The organism is Carnobacterium funditum DSM 5970, from assembly GCF_000744185.1.
Taxonomy (GTDB): domain Bacteria; phylum Bacillota; class Bacilli; order Lactobacillales; family Carnobacteriaceae; genus Carnobacterium_A; species Carnobacterium_A funditum.
Genome location: NZ_JQLL01000001.1, coordinates 254,331 through 271,188 on the forward strand (window position 1 = coordinate 254,331; position 16,858 = coordinate 271,188).

The following is a 16,858-nucleotide window of genomic DNA, read 5'->3' on the forward strand; positions in this document are numbered from 1 at the left end:
GGAGGGTGAACAATGAAAATTACAGATGTTAAAGTCTACAAAATTAAGCCACGCTGGATTTTTATAAAGATAAGTACAGATGAAGGTATCGAAGGTTGGGGAGAAATGATTTCTGGTACAAAAACAGAAACAGTTGTCTCTGGAGCATATGAAATGGGTAAAAGAATTATTGGTCGTAATCCGTTTGAGATTGAAAGATTGTGGCAAGAACTTCACCGCTCATTTTTTAGAGGCGGACCAATAAATGGAACGATTGTATCTGGTATAGAGATGGCTTTATGGGATATCAAGGGTAAGTATTTTAATGTTCCCGTTTACGAGTTATTAGGTGGGGCTGCACGTGACAACATTAAAGTGTATTCTTGGATCGGTGGCGATAGACCTGAAGATGTAGTTACTGAAGCAATGGATCGTTACGACAGAGGATTTAGAGCTGTGAAAATGAACGCAACTCAAGAATTACATTACATCGATTCATTTAAAGAAGTACAAAAAGTAGTAGATAGGGTTGCTTCAATACGCGAAAAATTAGGATATGAAATGGAAGTTGCTGTGGATTTTCATGGCAGAGTCCATAAAGGAATGGCAAAAGTATTAGCTAAAGAACTTGAACCATTGAAACCTATGTTTTTAGAAGAGGTTGTTTTGCCAGAAAACGAGGAAGCTTTCTCTGAGATTGCACGCCATGTAGCTACACCATTAGCAACTGGAGAACGTTTATATACTAGATGGGCATTTAAAAATATCTTCAAACAAGGAAGTATAGATATTATTCAACCAGATGTTGCTTTAGTTGGTGGTATTTTAGAAACTAAGAAAATAGCAGCAATGGCTGAAGCTTACGATGTAGCTGTTGCACCACATGCACCATATGGGCCGATTGCATTAGCTGCAACACTTCAAGTTGATGCTTGTACGCCAAATGTTTTTATTCAAGAGCAAAGTTTAGGAATTCATTATAATAAAGGATTTGATTTATTAGATTTCGTTCATAACAAAGAAGTTTTTCAATATAAAGATGGCTTCGTTGATCTTCCGTCTAAACCAGGTCTTGGTTTAGAATTAAATGAAGATTTAATTGAAGATATTTCTCAAGAAGGTCTAATTTGGACAAATCCTCAGTGGAAACACTATGATGGTACCATAGCAGAATGGTAAACAAATATAAATAAAGAAAGAAAAAGGCTGAAGAATTTTTTCAGCCTTTTTAATATAATCAATTGTATTTTTATAGTTAAAAATATATTAGGAGGCAATCATATGACCCAAATATATTTTACATTGGAAACGAAAGAAATTCCAAGTATAATTGAAAATTCAGTAAAAGAAAATCTAGCTAAAATATTCTCTTGGTAGTTTTTTTATAAAATCAAAGAATAAAAATGAACAACGATATCAAAGTGGTAAATGATGTCGTTCAGAAAAATATGTCAGTTAACTAAATGGTTAATAGTAAAGAAAATTAATAAAGTATATAGAGAGCTTGGATTTAAAGGTTCCGAGATCCCACAACGAAAAATTTTCTTCAGAAGATTGGTGGACTTTTATTAATAGAATCTAAAAATACGTTTAAATCACTTATCGTTTGACCACAGCATTTAATTTTAAAAACCTTTCATTTCTTTATCTGTATGATGATACTAGACGGGTGAGATATGGTTTTTTATGTTGACTTAATGTAATGGCTCATCTTCAATCGATAGTTTATAATGGCAACTGTAGTACACGTTTACAAGACAAGTGTGATGAAGTTGTCTTGTTTTTAGACAAAGTTAGTTATAAAATATATGTAAGTGTTTGCAAGAAAGAGGAGAATATGCTGTAATTAACGAAAAGTGAAATAAAAGTAATTAAGATGTTATTAGATAAGGAAAAATTGAGAATGAGTACGATGCAGAAACAATTATGTTTATTATTGAGAATGGCAATAAACTATTAACAGATCTAAATAAAAATAATTGGTCTTATTTGTACAAATAATAAATGGGGAAAATAGGTGAATGAGGATGAATAATATGGATTTTTATGAAAAATACAACTTAAAAAAGGTAATAAATGCTAGTGGGAAGATGACAGCACTGGGAGTTTCAAAATATTCTGAGGAAGTTGTCGATGCACAAAAATTTGGAGGCCAGCATTTTTTTGTAATGGATGAATTAGTAAAAAAAACAGGCAAGCATATTGCAGATTTACTTAATGCAGAAGATGGGGTTATCGTATCATCTGCCTCGGCAGGACTAGCGCAATCTATTGCTGGAATAATTGGCGAGGGTAGCCATTATCACTTATATCATCCTTATACTGAAAAAATTACTAAACGAGAAATTATTATTCCTAAAGGTCATAATGTCGATTATGGAACTCCGGTAGAAGTAATGATTGAACTAGGTGGTGGAAAGGCGATTGAAGCCGGGTATGCAAATGTGTGTACTAAAGAGCAAATTGAACTAATGATTACTCCTGAAACAGCTGCTATCTTATATATTAAAAGCCATCATACAGTACAAAAAAGTATGTTGTCAATTCCAGAAGCCGTAGAAGTTGCACATAAAAATAATTTACCTCTTATTCTAGATGCTGCAGCTGAAGAGGATCTTTTTAAGTATATTGAAGCAGGGGCAGATTTAGTTATTTATAGTGGAGCGAAAGCATTAGAAGGAACTAGTTCTGGTTTAATTATTGGAAAAGAAAATTTGGTTGATTGGTCCCGTTTACAAAGTAAAGGAATTGGGAGAGCAATGAAAATTGGGAAAGAAAATATTTTAGGTTTGACTATAGCTATTGAACATTATCTAAAGCAGGGTAATGAAACAGGTGAAAGTATGAAAAGAAGATTAACGCCCTTTGTAAAACAATTAGATGGAATTTATGGGTTATCTTGCACAATAGTACAAGACAGCGCTGGAAGAGATATTTTTCGAGCAAAAATAATAGTCCATTCAGAGTCACCTTTGAGTGCTAAACAGTTAATAGAAAAGTTGAAGGAAGGTAAGCAAGCAATCTATACAAGAGAACACCAGGTTAATAATGGTATTATTGAATGTGATATTCGTTCAGTAAATGAAGATGAAATGACTCAGATTTTTGAGAGGATTGAAAAGATAATGAACGAATCATTAAGGAAAGAATGATTGCAAATAAAAATGAAGTAAAGAAGGTATACTTTCGAGAACAAGTGTATTTTGATGGAATAAATTTTCTGTTAAAATATAGTTGTTTTTTTTGGCTTTAAAATGAATTGCAAGGACTTTATTTTTTTGAAGATAACGCTTGCATAAAAATAAATAAGATGCTACTATAATATATGTAATCGGTTACACATTAAAAGAAGGATGAGGTGAATGGCATGAAAACAATTAAAGACGTTGCTCACTTAGCAGGTGTATCGGTCGCTACTGTTTCAAGAGCTTTAAATAAAAGCGGGTATGTTAGTGAAAAAAGTAGCCAAAAAGTTGAAGCAGCTATCAAAGAATTGGATTTCTATCCTAATGAAGTAGCCCGTTCACTTTTCCAAAAAAAATCTAAATTAATTGGCTTACTCTTACCTGACATTTCTAATCCATTTTTCCCACTAGTTGCTAAAGGTGTGGAAGACAAAATAAATGAAATGGGTTACAATTTAATTTTAGGCAATGTTCAAGAAAATCGATCAAAAGAAACAGAGTACATACGCGCTTTTGCCCAAAATAATGTAGCTGGGGTATTGTCTGCTGTTGAAAGTAGTTCCAATGATTTAAAAAATATGCCTTTTGTTATGTTGGATAGAGTAACTTCAGATAAAGAATATTCGGTTCATTCTGATGATTACCAAGGTGGTATGTTAGCTGCAACAGCAGTAAGTGAAAGAAGTCCCGGTCAAGTTGTTGTAATGGTTGGACCAAGATCGATTTCAAATTCACTGGTTCGTTTAGCAGGAAGTGTGAAAGTATTAGAAGAAAATCAACTGTCGTATCAGTTGTTTGAGACAGAGTCTTTTCAATTTGATTCAGCTCAAAAGGCGGCTTATCAACTATTTGAAACATTTCCTGATGTGGCTAGCATTATTGCATCAAATGATATCCATGCTTTGTCTGTTATGCGTGAAGCTATTCGTAGAGGTCTAACTATCCCAACAGATGTGCAAGTTGTTGGATACGATGATAATCCTTATAGCAAACTGATGTATCCTAGTTTATCAACTATTGCACAACCAGCTTATCAAATTGGTTATAAAGGTGCTGAAATATTGTGTAACCGCATAGCAGGATTGAAAATAAAAGAAAAAAATATTCAATTACCAGTAGAACTTGCAATAAGAGAATCTTTAAGAAAGAAGGAAAAATAATGAGCAAAATAACCGTTGTTGGTAGTCTTTCAACAGACTTTGTTGTTAGTGCAACTAAAAGACCTGAGGTGGGTGAAACAATCGTTGGAGATGGTTTTACTACAACATTTGGTGGAAAGGGCGCTAACCAAGCAGTCGCTACTGCCCGATTAGGTGGGCAAGTAAATATGATTGGAACAGTTGGTTCAGATAGATTTGGAAAAGAAATGTTGATTAACTTAAAAAATAATGGAATCAATACGAGCAATGTGGAATCGGTTACACATTTGCCTTCTGGCTCAGCTCACATTACGGTTGTCAATGGAGATAACAGTATCATCTATATTCCAGGAGCTAATGACGAGATAACTAAAAATCAAATAAAAAAAGCTTTCCCGGTTATTCATTCTAGTGATGTTGTGATTATACAAAATGAAACACCTTTAGAAATCATTGAAACTGTTATCCAAACTTGTTTTGAAAAAGGGATTAAAACCATTTATAATCCAGCACCTGCCAAAAAGATTGAGCGAGAATTAATAGAAAAGGTAAGCTATTTCACGCCAAATGAATCAGAATACAAGTTGCTTTTTCCAGAATTGAGTTTATCTGAAGGAATGAAGAAATACCCAAACAAATTAATCGTAACGATGGGATCTAAAGGAGTTTACTTTAATGATGGTGAAAAAGAAGTTCACGTTTCATCGTATAAAGTCAAACCGCTAGATACAACAGGAGCAGGCGATACATTTAACGGAGCTTTTGGCGTAGCGTTGACATCAGGGTTGGATATGATAGCTAGTATACGATTTGGTAATTTAGCTGCAGCGATGTCCATTCAAAAATTTGGTGCTCAAAGTGGCATGCCGACACTATCAGAAATGAAAGAGAGTGAATATTATGAAAAAGAATGGCACATTAAATAGCGAGATTGCTAAAATATTAGCTGATTTAGGTCATACAGATCAAATTGTGATTGCGGATGCAGGATTGCCAATACCGGCAGGAGTGAAGAAAATTGATTTAGCTTTAACGTTAAATGACCCTCCTTTCCAAAAACTATTAGATATCTTAATCGAAGAAATGGTCATTGAAGAAGTCATTTTAGCAAGTGAAATCAAGTTAGCAAACCCAGAACAGTTGAAATTGATTGAAGATAAATTACCAAAAGAAAGGATACATTATATTAGTCATGAACAATTCAAGAAAAAAACAACTCATACGCAAGCTATTATTAGAACAGGCGAAGCGACACCCTATTCCAATATTATCTTACAATCGGGAGTGCTATTCTAGGAGGTAAAAAAATGGATGTTACAATGAAAGGAATTACAAAAAGTTTCGGTACTAACTCCGTTCTTAAAGGCGTTAATATCCAATTAAATGGGGGGAAAATCCATGCATTAATGGGAGAAAACGGAGCTGGAAAATCGACCTTAATGAATATTTTAACCGGTATGCACAAATATGATGCTGGTGAGATCCTAATAGATGGAAAAGAAACGTTATATGATAACCCTAAAGAAGCTGAAGAACACGGTGTTAGTTTTATCCATCAAGAAATGAACACGTGGCCTCAAATGACCGTCGTAGAAAACTTGTTTATTGGAAAAGAAGTGAAGAATAAAGTTGGTTGGTTAAACAAAAAAGAAATGGAAAAAAGAGCGAAAGATATTTTTGATGATCTAGGCATTACGATTGATTTAAATTTAGAAGTTCAATCGTTATCGGTAGGACAACAGCAAATGATTGAAATCGCAAAAGCACTGATGACGAATGCAAAAGTATTGATTATGGATGAACCAACAGCCGCATTGACAGAAAGAGAAATTGAAGTGTTATTTAAAATTATTTTAACCTTAAAGAAAAAAGGCGTAGCCATTATTTATATCTCTCACAGAATGGAAGAAATTTTTAAAATAAGCGACTCAATCACGGTGATGCGAGATGGTGTATCAATCGATACGACAAAAACAAAAGAAACGACTGTTGATGAAGTTGTTCGCAAAATGGTTGGACGCGACTTAGCTGATTATTATCCTGAAAAGAATTCAAAAATAGGAGATATTATTTTTGAAGGAAGGCAACTATCAAATAAAGGGGTATTTAAAAATGTTTCATTCAGCGTTCATCAGGGTGAAATTATTGGATTCTCAGGACTGATGGGATCAGGTCGGACCGAAATGATGCGGGCAATATTTGGAATTGATGAATTGGAAGAAGGAGAAGTTTATTTAGAAAACAAACTGCTTAAAATCAAAACCCCAAGTGATGCTATTCATGAAGGAATTGGATTTTTAACAGAAAACCGGAAAGATGAAGGATTAATTTTAGATTACTCTATCAGAGAAAACATTTCATTGCCTTCAATAGATGGTTTTAAAAAGAAAGGTATCATTGATGAAGTGGCTGAAAAAGATTTTGTTGAATTATTAATGAAACGATTAAATGTTAAAGCGCAATCTGCTGAATTAGCTGTTTCAAATCTATCGGGTGGGAATCAACAAAAAGTCGTTCTTGCAAAATGGATTGGGATTGGATCAAAAGTTCTCATTCTAGACGAACCTACCAGAGGAGTAGACGTTGGAGCGAAACGTGAGATTTATCAATTGATGAACGAATTAACCGATCGAGGTGTGGCTATCATAATGGTTTCGAGTGACTTACCTGAAATTTTGGGTGTCAGTGATCGAGTCATTGTGGTCCATGAAGGCACCATTGCTGGTGAATTTGATAGAACTGAAGCAACCGAAGAAAAAATTATGAGTCTTGCTACTGGAGGATATTAATATGGAATCAGATACGAAAAAATTGAAATTAGCTGAACAAAAAAAATCGAGAAAAGAATTGATAGAAAAGTTAGGTCCCTTATTAGCTTTGGTAGTATTGGTTATTTTTGTAACCATACTAAATCCGGGTTTTGTAGCACCAAATAATTTGCTGAACTTATTAAGACAAGTTTCAACTAATGCCTTAATTGCTTTTGGGATGACTTTTGTCATTTTGACTGGTGGTATAGATTTATCTGTAGGTTCAACTTTAGCTTTAAGTAGTGCCTTAATGGCAGGAGGGATTGTAGCAGGTTTAGATCCCTTATTCGCAATGGTATTAGCTGTTATCGCTGGTGGTATGCTGGGAGGATTTAACGGATTATTAATCACAAAAGGAAAGATGGCACCATTCATTGCTACATTAGCAACGATGACAATCTTCAGGGGAGCGACGTTAGTCTTTACAAACGGAAATCCGATTACTGGAATTGGTGACAGCTTTATCTTTAAATTTATCGGACGTGGTTACCTATTTGGTATTCCTTTCCCGGTTGTGTTAATGCTCATTTGTTTTGCCGTGTTGTATATCCTATTACACAAAATGACATTTGGTAGAAAAGTATTTGCAATAGGTGGAAATGAAAAAGCAGCCTTTATCGCTGGTATAAAGAGTGACCGTATTAAAATAGCTATCTATGCTATTTCAGGAATGATGGCAGCTGTAGCAGGTATCATTATTACTTCAAGATTGAATTCAGCTCAACCAACTGCTGGTCAATCTTATGAAATGGACGCCATTGCTTCCGTTGTATTAGGCGGAACAAGTCTTTCAGGAGGACGTGGCAGAATTGTTGGAACCTTAATCGGGGCATTGATTATGGGGACATTAAATAATGGGTTAAATTTGCTAGGTGTATCTAGCTTTTATCAACAAATCGTTAAAGGAATCGTCATTATCATCGCAGTATTATTGGATAGAAAAAATAAAAAATTGTAGGAGGAAAAGATCATGAAAAAAATTATTGGATTTGCAGCAGCGGCGGTATTATTTTTAGGTGGATGTGGCAGTGCTACTTTAGAGGGAGACAACCAGGGTTCAGGTGTTGTTGAAGAAAAAGAAGCCAAAGATTTGGTAGTCGGTGTGTCTTTATCAACATTGAATAATCCATTCTTTATCTCAGTAAAAGAAGGTATTGTAAATTTGGCTGAAGAAAAAGAATCAGAAGTAAAAGTTTTAGATGCTCAAGATGATACTTCTAAACAAAGTAATGATATCGATGATTTAATTCAACAAGGAGTTGATATCTTATTGATTAACCCAGTTGATTCAGCTGCTATTGCTCCAGCTGTTGAGGCGGCAAATGGTGCGGGTATTCCAGTTATAACAATCGACCGCTCAAGTGAAGGTGGAGACGTGATAACATTAGTTGCTTCAGATAATGTAGAAGGTGGCAAATTGGCTGCACAATATATTGAAGAAATTTCTGGAGAAAATGCAAAAGTTGCTGAACTTGAGGGAATCCCCGGCGCTTCTGCTACAAATGAACGTGGTAAAGGGTTCGATGATTACGCTAAAGATAAACTAGATGTTGTAGACAAACAAACTGCTAGCTTTGATCGTGCTAAAGGGTTAACGGTTATGGAGAATATGCTTCAAGCAAACCCAGAAATTGAAGCTGTATTTGCTCAAAATGACGAAATGGCCTTAGGTGCAATCCAAGCAATCCAGGCAGCAGGCAAAACAGGTGAAATTCAAGTTGTTGGTTTTGATGGAACAGATGATGGATTAGCTGCACTTGAAACTGGAAAATTGAGTGCAACGGTAGCACAACAACCTGAAGAAATGGGTAAATTAGCTATGCAAGCAGCATTTGATCATTTTGCTGGTAAAGAAGTTGAAAAATCAATTGCTTCACCACTAGAATTAATCAAAAGTGACAAATAAAAAAATCGAATGTACGTATAGAGAAACTAACGATTAATGAGTAATCTAGACAAAAAATGAACAAAAAACAGTATGAGCCTCTAAAAAGCTTAGACTGTTTTTTGTGCTCGTTAACGGTTAGCTTAGTCTATCGTATAATGGAACGCATAGGTTTAGAATGTTTAGCAGAAGATAGTCCTTTCTTCTTAGAAATTATGAAGTATGAAACAACTGCTTACTCTAAGGAACAAAGCGAAGGGAGAGAGTTGCCGCTTATCTTTTTAAGCGTTGGCATTTCAGCTAAATTATTCCAAGACACATTAAGGTTTGCAAAAGAAGCAGGATCAACATTTAATGGCGTTTTATGTGTTCGTGCCATTTGGTCAGAAGGTGTTACTCCTTATGTAATAACAGGAGAAGAAAAAGATCTTGAATGGTTGGAAACCAATCGGCAAACAGAACAGTGAAGCATTAAATGCTGTTTTGAAAACAACCGCATCATCTTAGTACGACAAAGTAACGAGCTAATGTAACTGGAAAAAGTATTCTCACTTTTGTGAGAATACTTTTTTTATTGATTGATTTAAGTAGCACTAGCTTTTTATGTTCGAATTTTAGAATAATAATGAGTGGGAATAGTGTGATTAATGAATCAAAAGCTTGATTTATCAATGAAGTGAAAGCTTGTGTACATTTTTTTGTCACAATTGAATAGAATTCAAATAGAATGAAATGTTGAAGTTATCAAATAAAAAATGTTGGTGTTATACTAAATTCAGGTCAAGCATTGCACTCACATCAGTTGGTAGGCTCCCTATCTTAAATCTGATAGCAAAGTTTCCTAAGATTTACTTCTAAAATCCTTCTCCGTTTCGAAAATTTCCTTCCTAAATTAATCATTCGATTAACTTAACCCATCAAAAAAAAGACAGACTGATAATAGAGCATGTTTATTTAGTGGCAATAAATTATCCTGTTTTAATGAAAAGTTTCTACCTTTATTTAGTTTACCCCATTAGTAAATACTCTTTAGAAAATAAGCTAGAAGATTCTCTACACCTCTCACAAAGTTATCCCCCCTTAAAAAAATGTTTCTGTTGAACCCGGAAATACACCCTCACACACAATCTTCTAAAGAGTATTTGCTATATTAAATAATACTACCCCCAGATACATTTCAATATAATCTACCCTATTTTTTCCTTTTTTTATCTAGTTTAATTCTTAAACAAAAGTCATATTTTTATTACTTAAAGTTTGTTCGTTTTAAAAAAAATGTGCTTATGTTTATTTTATGTACTCTTTTTTGCAATTAGTTGATAGTTTAATGATTTTAATTATATTAACAGGAGGACGTTATAATGGAAGATACACTTGTTTTGACCAATATTTTTACCACTCTAAAAAAAAGAGCGGGTTTAATTATCGTATTAAGCTTACTAGGATTAGGTTTGATGATGGCCTATACAATGATTTTTGTTACTCCACAATTTACTGCTAGCACACAGCTATTAGTTAATCGAACAACTTCGGAAATCACCGGAGTTGAGGTAAATGATATCGATAAAGACATTAAGATGATAAATACTTATAAAGACATTATTAAAGGACCGGTTATCTTAGATCAGGTTCGTAAAGAATTAAATATACCTTTAACACCAGACCAACTTGCTGGAAAAATCGTGATACAAACAGAAGAAAACTCACAGGTTTTTTCAATAAACGTAACAGATGAGGATCCATATGCTTCAGCTCGGCTAGCAAATAAAGTAGCAGCAACGTTCAGAAATGAAATTGGCACGATCATGAAAGTGGATAACGTTACAATTATTTCTAAAGCAGTACCTAAAAGCACCCCTATTTCGCCGAACATCCCTATGAATGCAGTTGCAGGTTTAATAATAGGCTTAATGATGGGAATAGGTATAACTTTCTTAATTGAATTAGCAGATAAAACGATTCAATCAGATAGTTACATTACGGATAAGGTAGAGTGGACTATATTAGGAAGTGTATATGAGATGACTCTTGAAGAAACGAATCCTGAAATGAAGACAAAGGAAATGAATCTAAACTTACAAAGGGTAAACAGTAAAGAATAAGGGGGAAAAGTAATGTTTAAAAAGAAACTGACAGATACAAAAAGTTCGCCATCTAATTTAGTAACATTAACTAAACCAAGTTCAGTTATATCTGAGCAATTCAAAACCATTCGAACCAATATTCAATTTTCAATTTTTGATAAAGAAATTAAAACAATTGCTATCACTTCTGATATGATGAGCGCTGGAAAGTCAACCGTAGCAGCAAATCTTGCAATAACATTTTCAATGCAAGGGAAAAAAGTTGTGCTGATTGATTCAGATATGAGAAAACCAACTATCCATCATTTCTTTAATCTATCTAATCGTGATGGATTGACTTCACTTTTAACAGATCGAGCTATTAAACTTTCAAATATGATCCATCATACAGGTATAGAAAATTTATTCATCCTCACTAGCGGTATCATACCGCCAAACCCATCTGAGTTATTAGCCTCAAAGCGAATGGATGAATTATTGGTTGAGTTAGAAACAGAATTTGATTTAATTATTTTTGATTTACCTCCTGTTATGGCCGTTACAGATGCACAAATTATGGCTAGTAAAGTTGATGGGACTATTTTTGTTATTCGTAAAGATAGTTCTACTAAAGATAGAATTATGCAATCAAAAAATTTACTTCAAAAAGTTAATGCAAACGTCATTGGAGTTGTTTTAAATCGAATAAAAGTAGAAGAAAGTTTGGACTATGGTTATTACGGCATAACAGATTAACTTTAGTATGATTTATCAGATTGCCCCCCTCAAAATGTAAGTCCCCTGATAGAATCTTCACTTATTTAAACCTCAATCTAAATCCATCTAGTTAGAAAGAAGAGTGGAAAATATGAGTAGAAATATAAAGAAACTGATTTTAATTAGTTATGATAGTATAGCTATTTGTTTAGCAGCATTCTTGGCTTATCAATTTCTAAACCCTTACATCACATTGCCAAGAGCCACTTATATTCTCAGCGTGGGAATGAGTATTTTTTCTTACCTACTCATTGCAAGTTATTTTAAAATATTTAATCATATCAATCGATATTTGAGTATTCGAGAAGTTTTTATGATTGTTACTGGTATAAACTTAGCATTTCTATCAGTTGCAATTATTTCATTAGTAAGATTTTCAAGTATGAGCTTGCGATTCCTTATCTTGACAGCAATCTTTTCTACGGTGGGTATTATTGGGATTCGAATACTTTGGCGAACTTACCATGAATACCAATGTAAACAATTAAAAAGAAAAAGAAAAAAAAATCAGATAAGAACTCTGATTGTCGGAGCGGGAGAAGGAGGAAACATTTTTATCCGTGGTCTGAAACAAAACTTTAATGAAATAAAAATTATTGGCGTTGTAGATGATGATCCTTTCAAGCATAAGACTAGATTATACGATATCCCCATTTTAGGTTCTATAAATGATATCCCCGAATTAGTTAAAGCCCTCCAAATTGAACAAATCACCATTGCAATCCCTTCATTAAAACCTCAAAAGTACGAACAAATCCTAGATAGTTGTAATAACTTAAGCATAAAAGTTAATTTAATGCCTTCGATTGAAGATGTCCTTCAAGGAAAACTATCAGTCACTCAGTTTAAAGAAGTTGATGTTGTCGATTTGCTTGGAAGAAAAGAAGTGCAACTAAATATGCAGCAAATTCTATCAGAATTGACGAACAAAACTATCCTTATTAGTGGAGCTGGTGGATCAATTGGTTCTGAAATTTGTCGCCAAATCGCCCAATTTTCTCCTAAGCGTTTAATTTTATTAGGACATGGTGAAAACTCTATTTATCAAATTGATAGAGAATTAACCAATCTCTATCATAAAAAAATTGACATCATCCCAGTAATTGCAGATGTACAAGATCGAAAATGTATTTTTGAAACGATGCAAAAGTATCAACCAGATCGTGTTTATCATGCTGCAGCTCATAAGCATGTACCTATGATGGAATACAACCCAAAAGAAGCTATAAAAAATAATATTTTTGGTACAAAAAATATGGCGGATGCAGCTAAAGCAACCGGTGTTACTAGCTTTGTTATGATTTCAACTGATAAAGCAGTTAATCCACCAAATATTATGGGAGCGACAAAACGAATTGCAGAAATGATTGTAACTGGTCTAAATGAACCAGGTAAAACAAAGTTTGCAGCTGTCCGTTTTGGGAATGTTTTAGGAAGTCGAGGCAGTGTTGTTCCATTATTTAAAGAACAAATTAAAAAAGGCGGACCTATCACTATTACAGATTTTCGAATGACTCGGTACTTTATGACCATTCCTGAAGCTAGTCGGTTGGTTATTCAAGCTGGTGCTTTAGCAAAAGGAGGCGAGGTTTTCATTTTAGATATGGGCGAACCAGTTAAAATTTTAGATTTAGCCAAAAATATGGTGAGATTAAGCGGATATACAGAAAACGAAATCAAAATTTTAGAGTCAGGAATTAGACCAGGAGAAAAACTTTATGAAGAATTACTTGTAGCAGATGAACAAACTGAAGAGAAGGTTCACGATAAAATTTTTGTAGGCAAAGTTAAAAATATGCCTACGACTGAAGTAATGGACTTTATTTATGGTTTAGAAGATTGTAAGCCAAATGAATTAAAAGAACACTTGTTAGAATTCACGAATAATAAAATAACGAAAAATATAAAAGCTGATCGCATTGGTGAATTTGCTGATGAGTTGCTTGAAGGGGAGTTATCAAATGTATGAACACTATATTAAACATGATTTAGATGTGCTGTTTGCGCTAGTCCTCATTATTATTACATCTCCAATTTTAATTATTAGCGCCTTATTTATTAGGTATGAAACAAAAGGACCAGTATTTTTTAAACAAAATCGTATAGGCAAAAATTGTCGAGAATTTAACATTTATAAATTTCGAACGATGCGTATTGAAACAGTGATGAACGATCAGCTTTTGACGGATGCACAACGCATAACAAGAGTTGGTGCTTTTTTAAGAAAAACAAGTATTGATGAATTGCCGCAACTTTTTAATATTCTGATGGGTGAAATGAGTTTTATTGGTCCCAGACCATTATTACCTCAATATTTAGAGCTATATGACCAAAAGCAGTTAAGAAGACACGAAGTGATGTCAGGTATATCAGGATGGGCTCAAGTAAATGGTAGAAATACGATTAGTTGGGAAGATAAATTTAAGTTAGACGTTTACTACGTTAATCATGTTTGTTTGAAATTAGATATAAAAATTCTTTTTTCTACTTTATATAAAGTGATAGGCAGAAAGAATATTGATTGTTCAGTTAATGAAACCATGACCTATTTTAAAGGGGAAACTAAATAAACGAATAGTTAAAAATTAGTCTAATTAACTTATAAAGGAGTGACATCAATGAAACGTATTTTATTATCTTCACCTCATATGTCTGGTAATGAACAAAAATATATTAATGAAGCGTTTGAAACGAATTGGATTGCACCACTTGGTCCTAATGTTACTCGTTTTGAGGAAGATATTGCTAATTATGTTGGTGTAAAAGGCGCAGCTGTTACAGATTCTGGAACAGCTGCCATTCATCTAGCTTTAAGTGTTTTAGACGTTGGTAAAGAAGACCATGTTTTTTGTTCATCATTTACTTTTGTAGCGAGTGCCAGTCCAGTTATCTATCTAGGAGCTGAGATTACATTTATTGACTCTGAACCAGAAACATGGAATATGTCTCCTGATGCGCTGTATCGTGCATTGTCACATGCAAAAAAAGTTGGAAAGCTACCAAAAGCAATCATTGTCGTTCACTTATATGGCCAATCAGCCAAGATGGATGAGCTCTTAGAAGTTGCTAATAGTTTTGGTGTTCCAATTGTAGAGGACGCTGCAGAATCATTAGGATCCGAGTATAAAGGTAGAAAGAGCGGATCGTTTGGAAAGCTAGGGATTTATTCATTTAACGGAAATAAAATTATTACCACTTCAGGTGGTGGTGCTTTAGTTTCTGATGATGAGGGATTGTTGGAAAGAGCAGTCTTTTTAGCTACACAAGCCCGTGATGCTGCTCCACATTATCAACACTCAGTGATTGGGTACAACTATCGAATGAGTAATGTAGTCGCTGGAATAGGCAGAGCGCAATTAGAAGTTTTAGATGAACGTGTTTTTCAAAGAAGAAGTATTTACAATCGTTATTATAAAGAATTAGCTTCAATTGAAGGGATTCAATTTATGCCAGAATTAAAAGATACAAAATCAAATAGATGGCTAACAACTTTAACGATTGATTCTTCAATTCTTCAAGTTAATCCGTATGAAATTATGGATTCGATGAATAAAAAGAATATTGAAGCACGTGTTCTATGGAAACCACTTCACTTACAGCCTTTATTTGCAAACAAGGATTTTTATAAACACGATGAAAGAAGCATTCCTGTTTCAGAAAATTTATTTGCCAGTGGTTTATGTCTTCCATCCGGTTCTAATATGACTGAAGAACAACAAAATTTTGTGATTGATAATCTTAAGCAGCTATTACACAAACGTCTTCTAGTTAAACAAATAATTTAGTTTTAAGGAGTGAATGTTATGGAAAAGGTATTGATGTTGGCATCGGTTTCATCAATGATTTACCAGTTTAACATGCCAAATATCCGTCTTTTAAAAGAGCAAGGTTATGAAGTTCATGTAGCTGCTAATTTTGAAAAAGGAAGTCCTGCTTCTTTAGAAAATACAGAGGATTTAAAAAATGAGTTAATTGAATTGGGTGTTTTTTATCATCAAATTGACTGCCAACGGGGAGTTGGTGATATAACCTCTCACATACATTCTTATAAACAAATAAAAAAAATTATCCGATCTAATCACTTTTCTTTTATTCATTGCCATACACCTATTACAGGAGCACTAACAAGAATGGCTGCTCGGAAAAATCAAATCCCAATTATTTACACAGCTCATGGATTTCATTTTTTTGAAGGAAGTCCTATGAAAAACTGGTTGTTTTATCCGATTGAAAAAATATTATCTGGATATACAGATGTATTAGTAACCATTAATCAAGAAGATTACAATCGAGCAAATGAACACTTTAATATGAAAAATATTAAGTATATCCCAGGTGTAGGATTAAATACAAGCAAATTTAGAAATGCTGTTATCGATAGGAAAGCACTTCGTTCAGAAATTGAGGTACCAGAAGATGCAATTATGATGTTTTCTGTTGGAGAAATAAGCAGTAGAAAAAATCACGAAACAGCTATTCGAGCTCTCGCTAAAACAGTGAATAAAAACCTGTATTATGCCATTTGCGGTCAAGGAGAACTTGAACCCTATTTAAAACACTTAACAAAAGAATTAGGTATTGAAAATCGGGTGAAATTTTTAGGCTTTAGAAAAGATATCGCTCAGTTATGCAAAGCATCAGATATTTATGTTTTTCCATCACAAAGAGAAGGACTAGGAATTGCAGCTATTGAAGGAATGGCTAGTGGTTTACCTTTAATTTCTTCTTATATCAATGGTATTAGAGATTACACACTAAATGAAGAAACTGGCTATTGTTTAGATCCATTTGATATTAATGGTTTTACTGAAGCAATGGATAAGTTGAGTAGCGATAACGATTTAAGAGATAAGATTGGTGAACACAACAAAGAAGCAGCAAAACGATTTGATAGTAAAAATGTTAATGAATTGATGAAAAATATTTATAGAGGAATGAAAGTAGACGCTATACCTGATAAGAAATTAGTTATGAATAAAGAACAAATAGAAGCACAGCACTATATAAAATGAACAATATA

14 protein-coding genes and 1 pseudogene are annotated in these 16,858 nt (G+C 33.7%); all 15 read left to right on the forward strand.

Going from position 1 to position 16,858, the window contains the following annotated elements:
• The first annotated feature begins 12 nt into the window (after positions 1-12).
• The 15 genes and pseudogenes from dgoD to BR44_RS01140 all read left to right on the forward strand — a co-directional run bounded on the left by dgoD (position 13) and on the right by BR44_RS01140 (position 16,850).
• Complete coding sequence (dgoD, locus tag BR44_RS01070) at positions 13-1,158, forward strand: galactonate dehydratase (RefSeq protein WP_034549850.1); 1,146 nt, start codon at positions 13-15, stop codon at positions 1,156-1,158.
• An 857-nt stretch (positions 1,159-2,015) separates the two neighbouring features.
• Entirely contained in the window at positions 2,016-3,131 is a 1,116-nt protein-coding gene (locus tag BR44_RS01075; protein ID WP_034549851.1) for a DgaE family pyridoxal phosphate-dependent ammonia lyase, read from the forward strand.
• 215 nt (positions 3,132-3,346) lie between these two features.
• Positions 3,347-4,324 carry a LacI family DNA-binding transcriptional regulator gene (locus BR44_RS01080; protein ID WP_034549854.1) on the forward strand — a complete coding sequence of 326 codons (978 nt, stop codon included), beginning with the start codon at positions 3,347-3,349 and terminating at the stop codon, positions 4,322-4,324.
• Complete coding sequence (gene rbsK / locus BR44_RS01085) at positions 4,324-5,229, forward strand: ribokinase (protein ID WP_034549857.1); 906 nt, start codon at positions 4,324-4,326, stop codon at positions 5,227-5,229. Before BR44_RS01080 ends, rbsK begins: the two co-directional genes overlap by 1 nt.
• Positions 5,204-5,599, forward strand: coding sequence for a D-ribose pyranase (rbsD, locus tag BR44_RS01090; RefSeq protein WP_034549860.1), 396 nt, complete (start codon positions 5,204-5,206; stop codon positions 5,597-5,599). The genes rbsK and rbsD overlap by 26 nt, the downstream gene beginning before the upstream one ends.
• 11 nt (positions 5,600-5,610) lie before the next feature.
• Entirely contained in the window at positions 5,611-7,092 is a 1,482-nt protein-coding gene (locus tag BR44_RS01095) for a sugar ABC transporter ATP-binding protein (protein ID WP_034549863.1), read from the forward strand.
• Position 7,093: 1 nt separating this feature from the next.
• On the forward strand, positions 7,094-8,071 hold the full coding sequence (locus tag BR44_RS01100; protein ID WP_051912436.1) for an ABC transporter permease: 978 nt from the start codon (positions 7,094-7,096) through the stop codon (positions 8,069-8,071).
• Between the two features lie 12 nt (positions 8,072-8,083).
• Positions 8,084-9,019, forward strand: coding sequence for a substrate-binding domain-containing protein (locus tag BR44_RS01105; RefSeq protein WP_034549867.1), 936 nt, complete (start codon positions 8,084-8,086; stop codon positions 9,017-9,019).
• Between the two features lie 137 nt (positions 9,020-9,156).
• Positions 9,157-9,505: pseudogene (locus BR44_RS11775) on the forward strand (beta/alpha barrel domain-containing protein); the annotation flags it as partial.
• An 854-nt stretch (positions 9,506-10,359) separates the two neighbouring features.
• Entirely contained in the window at positions 10,360-11,100 is a 741-nt protein-coding gene (locus BR44_RS01115; protein WP_034549873.1) for a YveK family protein, read from the forward strand.
• A gap of 12 nt (positions 11,101-11,112) precedes the next feature.
• Positions 11,113-11,817: a CpsD/CapB family tyrosine-protein kinase gene (locus BR44_RS01120; protein ID WP_034549875.1), complete on the forward strand. Its 705-nt coding sequence runs from the start codon at positions 11,113-11,115 to the stop codon at positions 11,815-11,817.
• Between the two features lie 112 nt (positions 11,818-11,929).
• On the forward strand, positions 11,930-13,807 hold the full coding sequence (locus BR44_RS01125; protein ID WP_051912438.1) for a polysaccharide biosynthesis protein: 1,878 nt from the start codon (positions 11,930-11,932) through the stop codon (positions 13,805-13,807).
• The gene (locus tag BR44_RS01130) at positions 13,800-14,408 is read left to right on the forward strand and encodes a sugar transferase (protein WP_034549878.1); all 609 of its coding nucleotides are present in this window, start codon (positions 13,800-13,802) and stop codon (positions 14,406-14,408) included. The genes BR44_RS01125 and BR44_RS01130 overlap by 8 nt, the downstream gene beginning before the upstream one ends.
• Before the next feature lie 48 nt (positions 14,409-14,456).
• Positions 14,457-15,623, forward strand: coding sequence for a DegT/DnrJ/EryC1/StrS family aminotransferase (locus tag BR44_RS01135; RefSeq protein ID WP_156954862.1), 1,167 nt, complete (start codon positions 14,457-14,459; stop codon positions 15,621-15,623).
• Between the two features lie 18 nt (positions 15,624-15,641).
• Complete coding sequence (locus BR44_RS01140; protein ID WP_051912440.1) at positions 15,642-16,850, forward strand: glycosyltransferase family 4 protein; 1,209 nt, start codon at positions 15,642-15,644, stop codon at positions 16,848-16,850.
• The last annotated feature ends 8 nt before the right edge of the window (positions 16,851-16,858 follow it).

Coding starts and splice junctions, on each gene's coding strand:
- rbsD (WP_034549860.1), top strand. CDS start 5,204: ATGAAAAAGAATGGCACATTAAATAGCGAGATTGCTAAAATATTAGCT.
- BR44_RS01140 (WP_051912440.1), top strand. CDS start 15,642: ATGGAAAAGGTATTGATGTTGGCATCGGTTTCATCAATGATTTACCAG.
- BR44_RS01135 (WP_156954862.1), top strand. CDS start 14,457: ATGAAACGTATTTTATTATCTTCACCTCATATGTCTGGTAATGAACAA.
- BR44_RS01125 (WP_051912438.1), top strand. CDS start 11,930: ATGAGTAGAAATATAAAGAAACTGATTTTAATTAGTTATGATAGTATA.
- rbsK (WP_034549857.1), top strand. CDS start 4,324: ATGAGCAAAATAACCGTTGTTGGTAGTCTTTCAACAGACTTTGTTGTT.
- BR44_RS01095 (WP_034549863.1), top strand. CDS start 5,611: ATGGATGTTACAATGAAAGGAATTACAAAAAGTTTCGGTACTAACTCC.
- BR44_RS01100 (WP_051912436.1), top strand. CDS start 7,094: ATGGAATCAGATACGAAAAAATTGAAATTAGCTGAACAAAAAAAATCG.
- BR44_RS01120 (WP_034549875.1), top strand. CDS start 11,113: ATGTTTAAAAAGAAACTGACAGATACAAAAAGTTCGCCATCTAATTTA.
- BR44_RS01080 (WP_034549854.1), top strand. CDS start 3,347: ATGAAAACAATTAAAGACGTTGCTCACTTAGCAGGTGTATCGGTCGCT.
- BR44_RS01115 (WP_034549873.1), top strand. CDS start 10,360: ATGGAAGATACACTTGTTTTGACCAATATTTTTACCACTCTAAAAAAA.
- BR44_RS01075 (WP_034549851.1), top strand. CDS start 2,016: ATGGATTTTTATGAAAAATACAACTTAAAAAAGGTAATAAATGCTAGT.
- BR44_RS01130 (WP_034549878.1), top strand. CDS start 13,800: ATGTATGAACACTATATTAAACATGATTTAGATGTGCTGTTTGCGCTA.
- BR44_RS01105 (WP_034549867.1), top strand. CDS start 8,084: ATGAAAAAAATTATTGGATTTGCAGCAGCGGCGGTATTATTTTTAGGT.
- dgoD (WP_034549850.1), top strand. CDS start 13: ATGAAAATTACAGATGTTAAAGTCTACAAAATTAAGCCACGCTGGATT.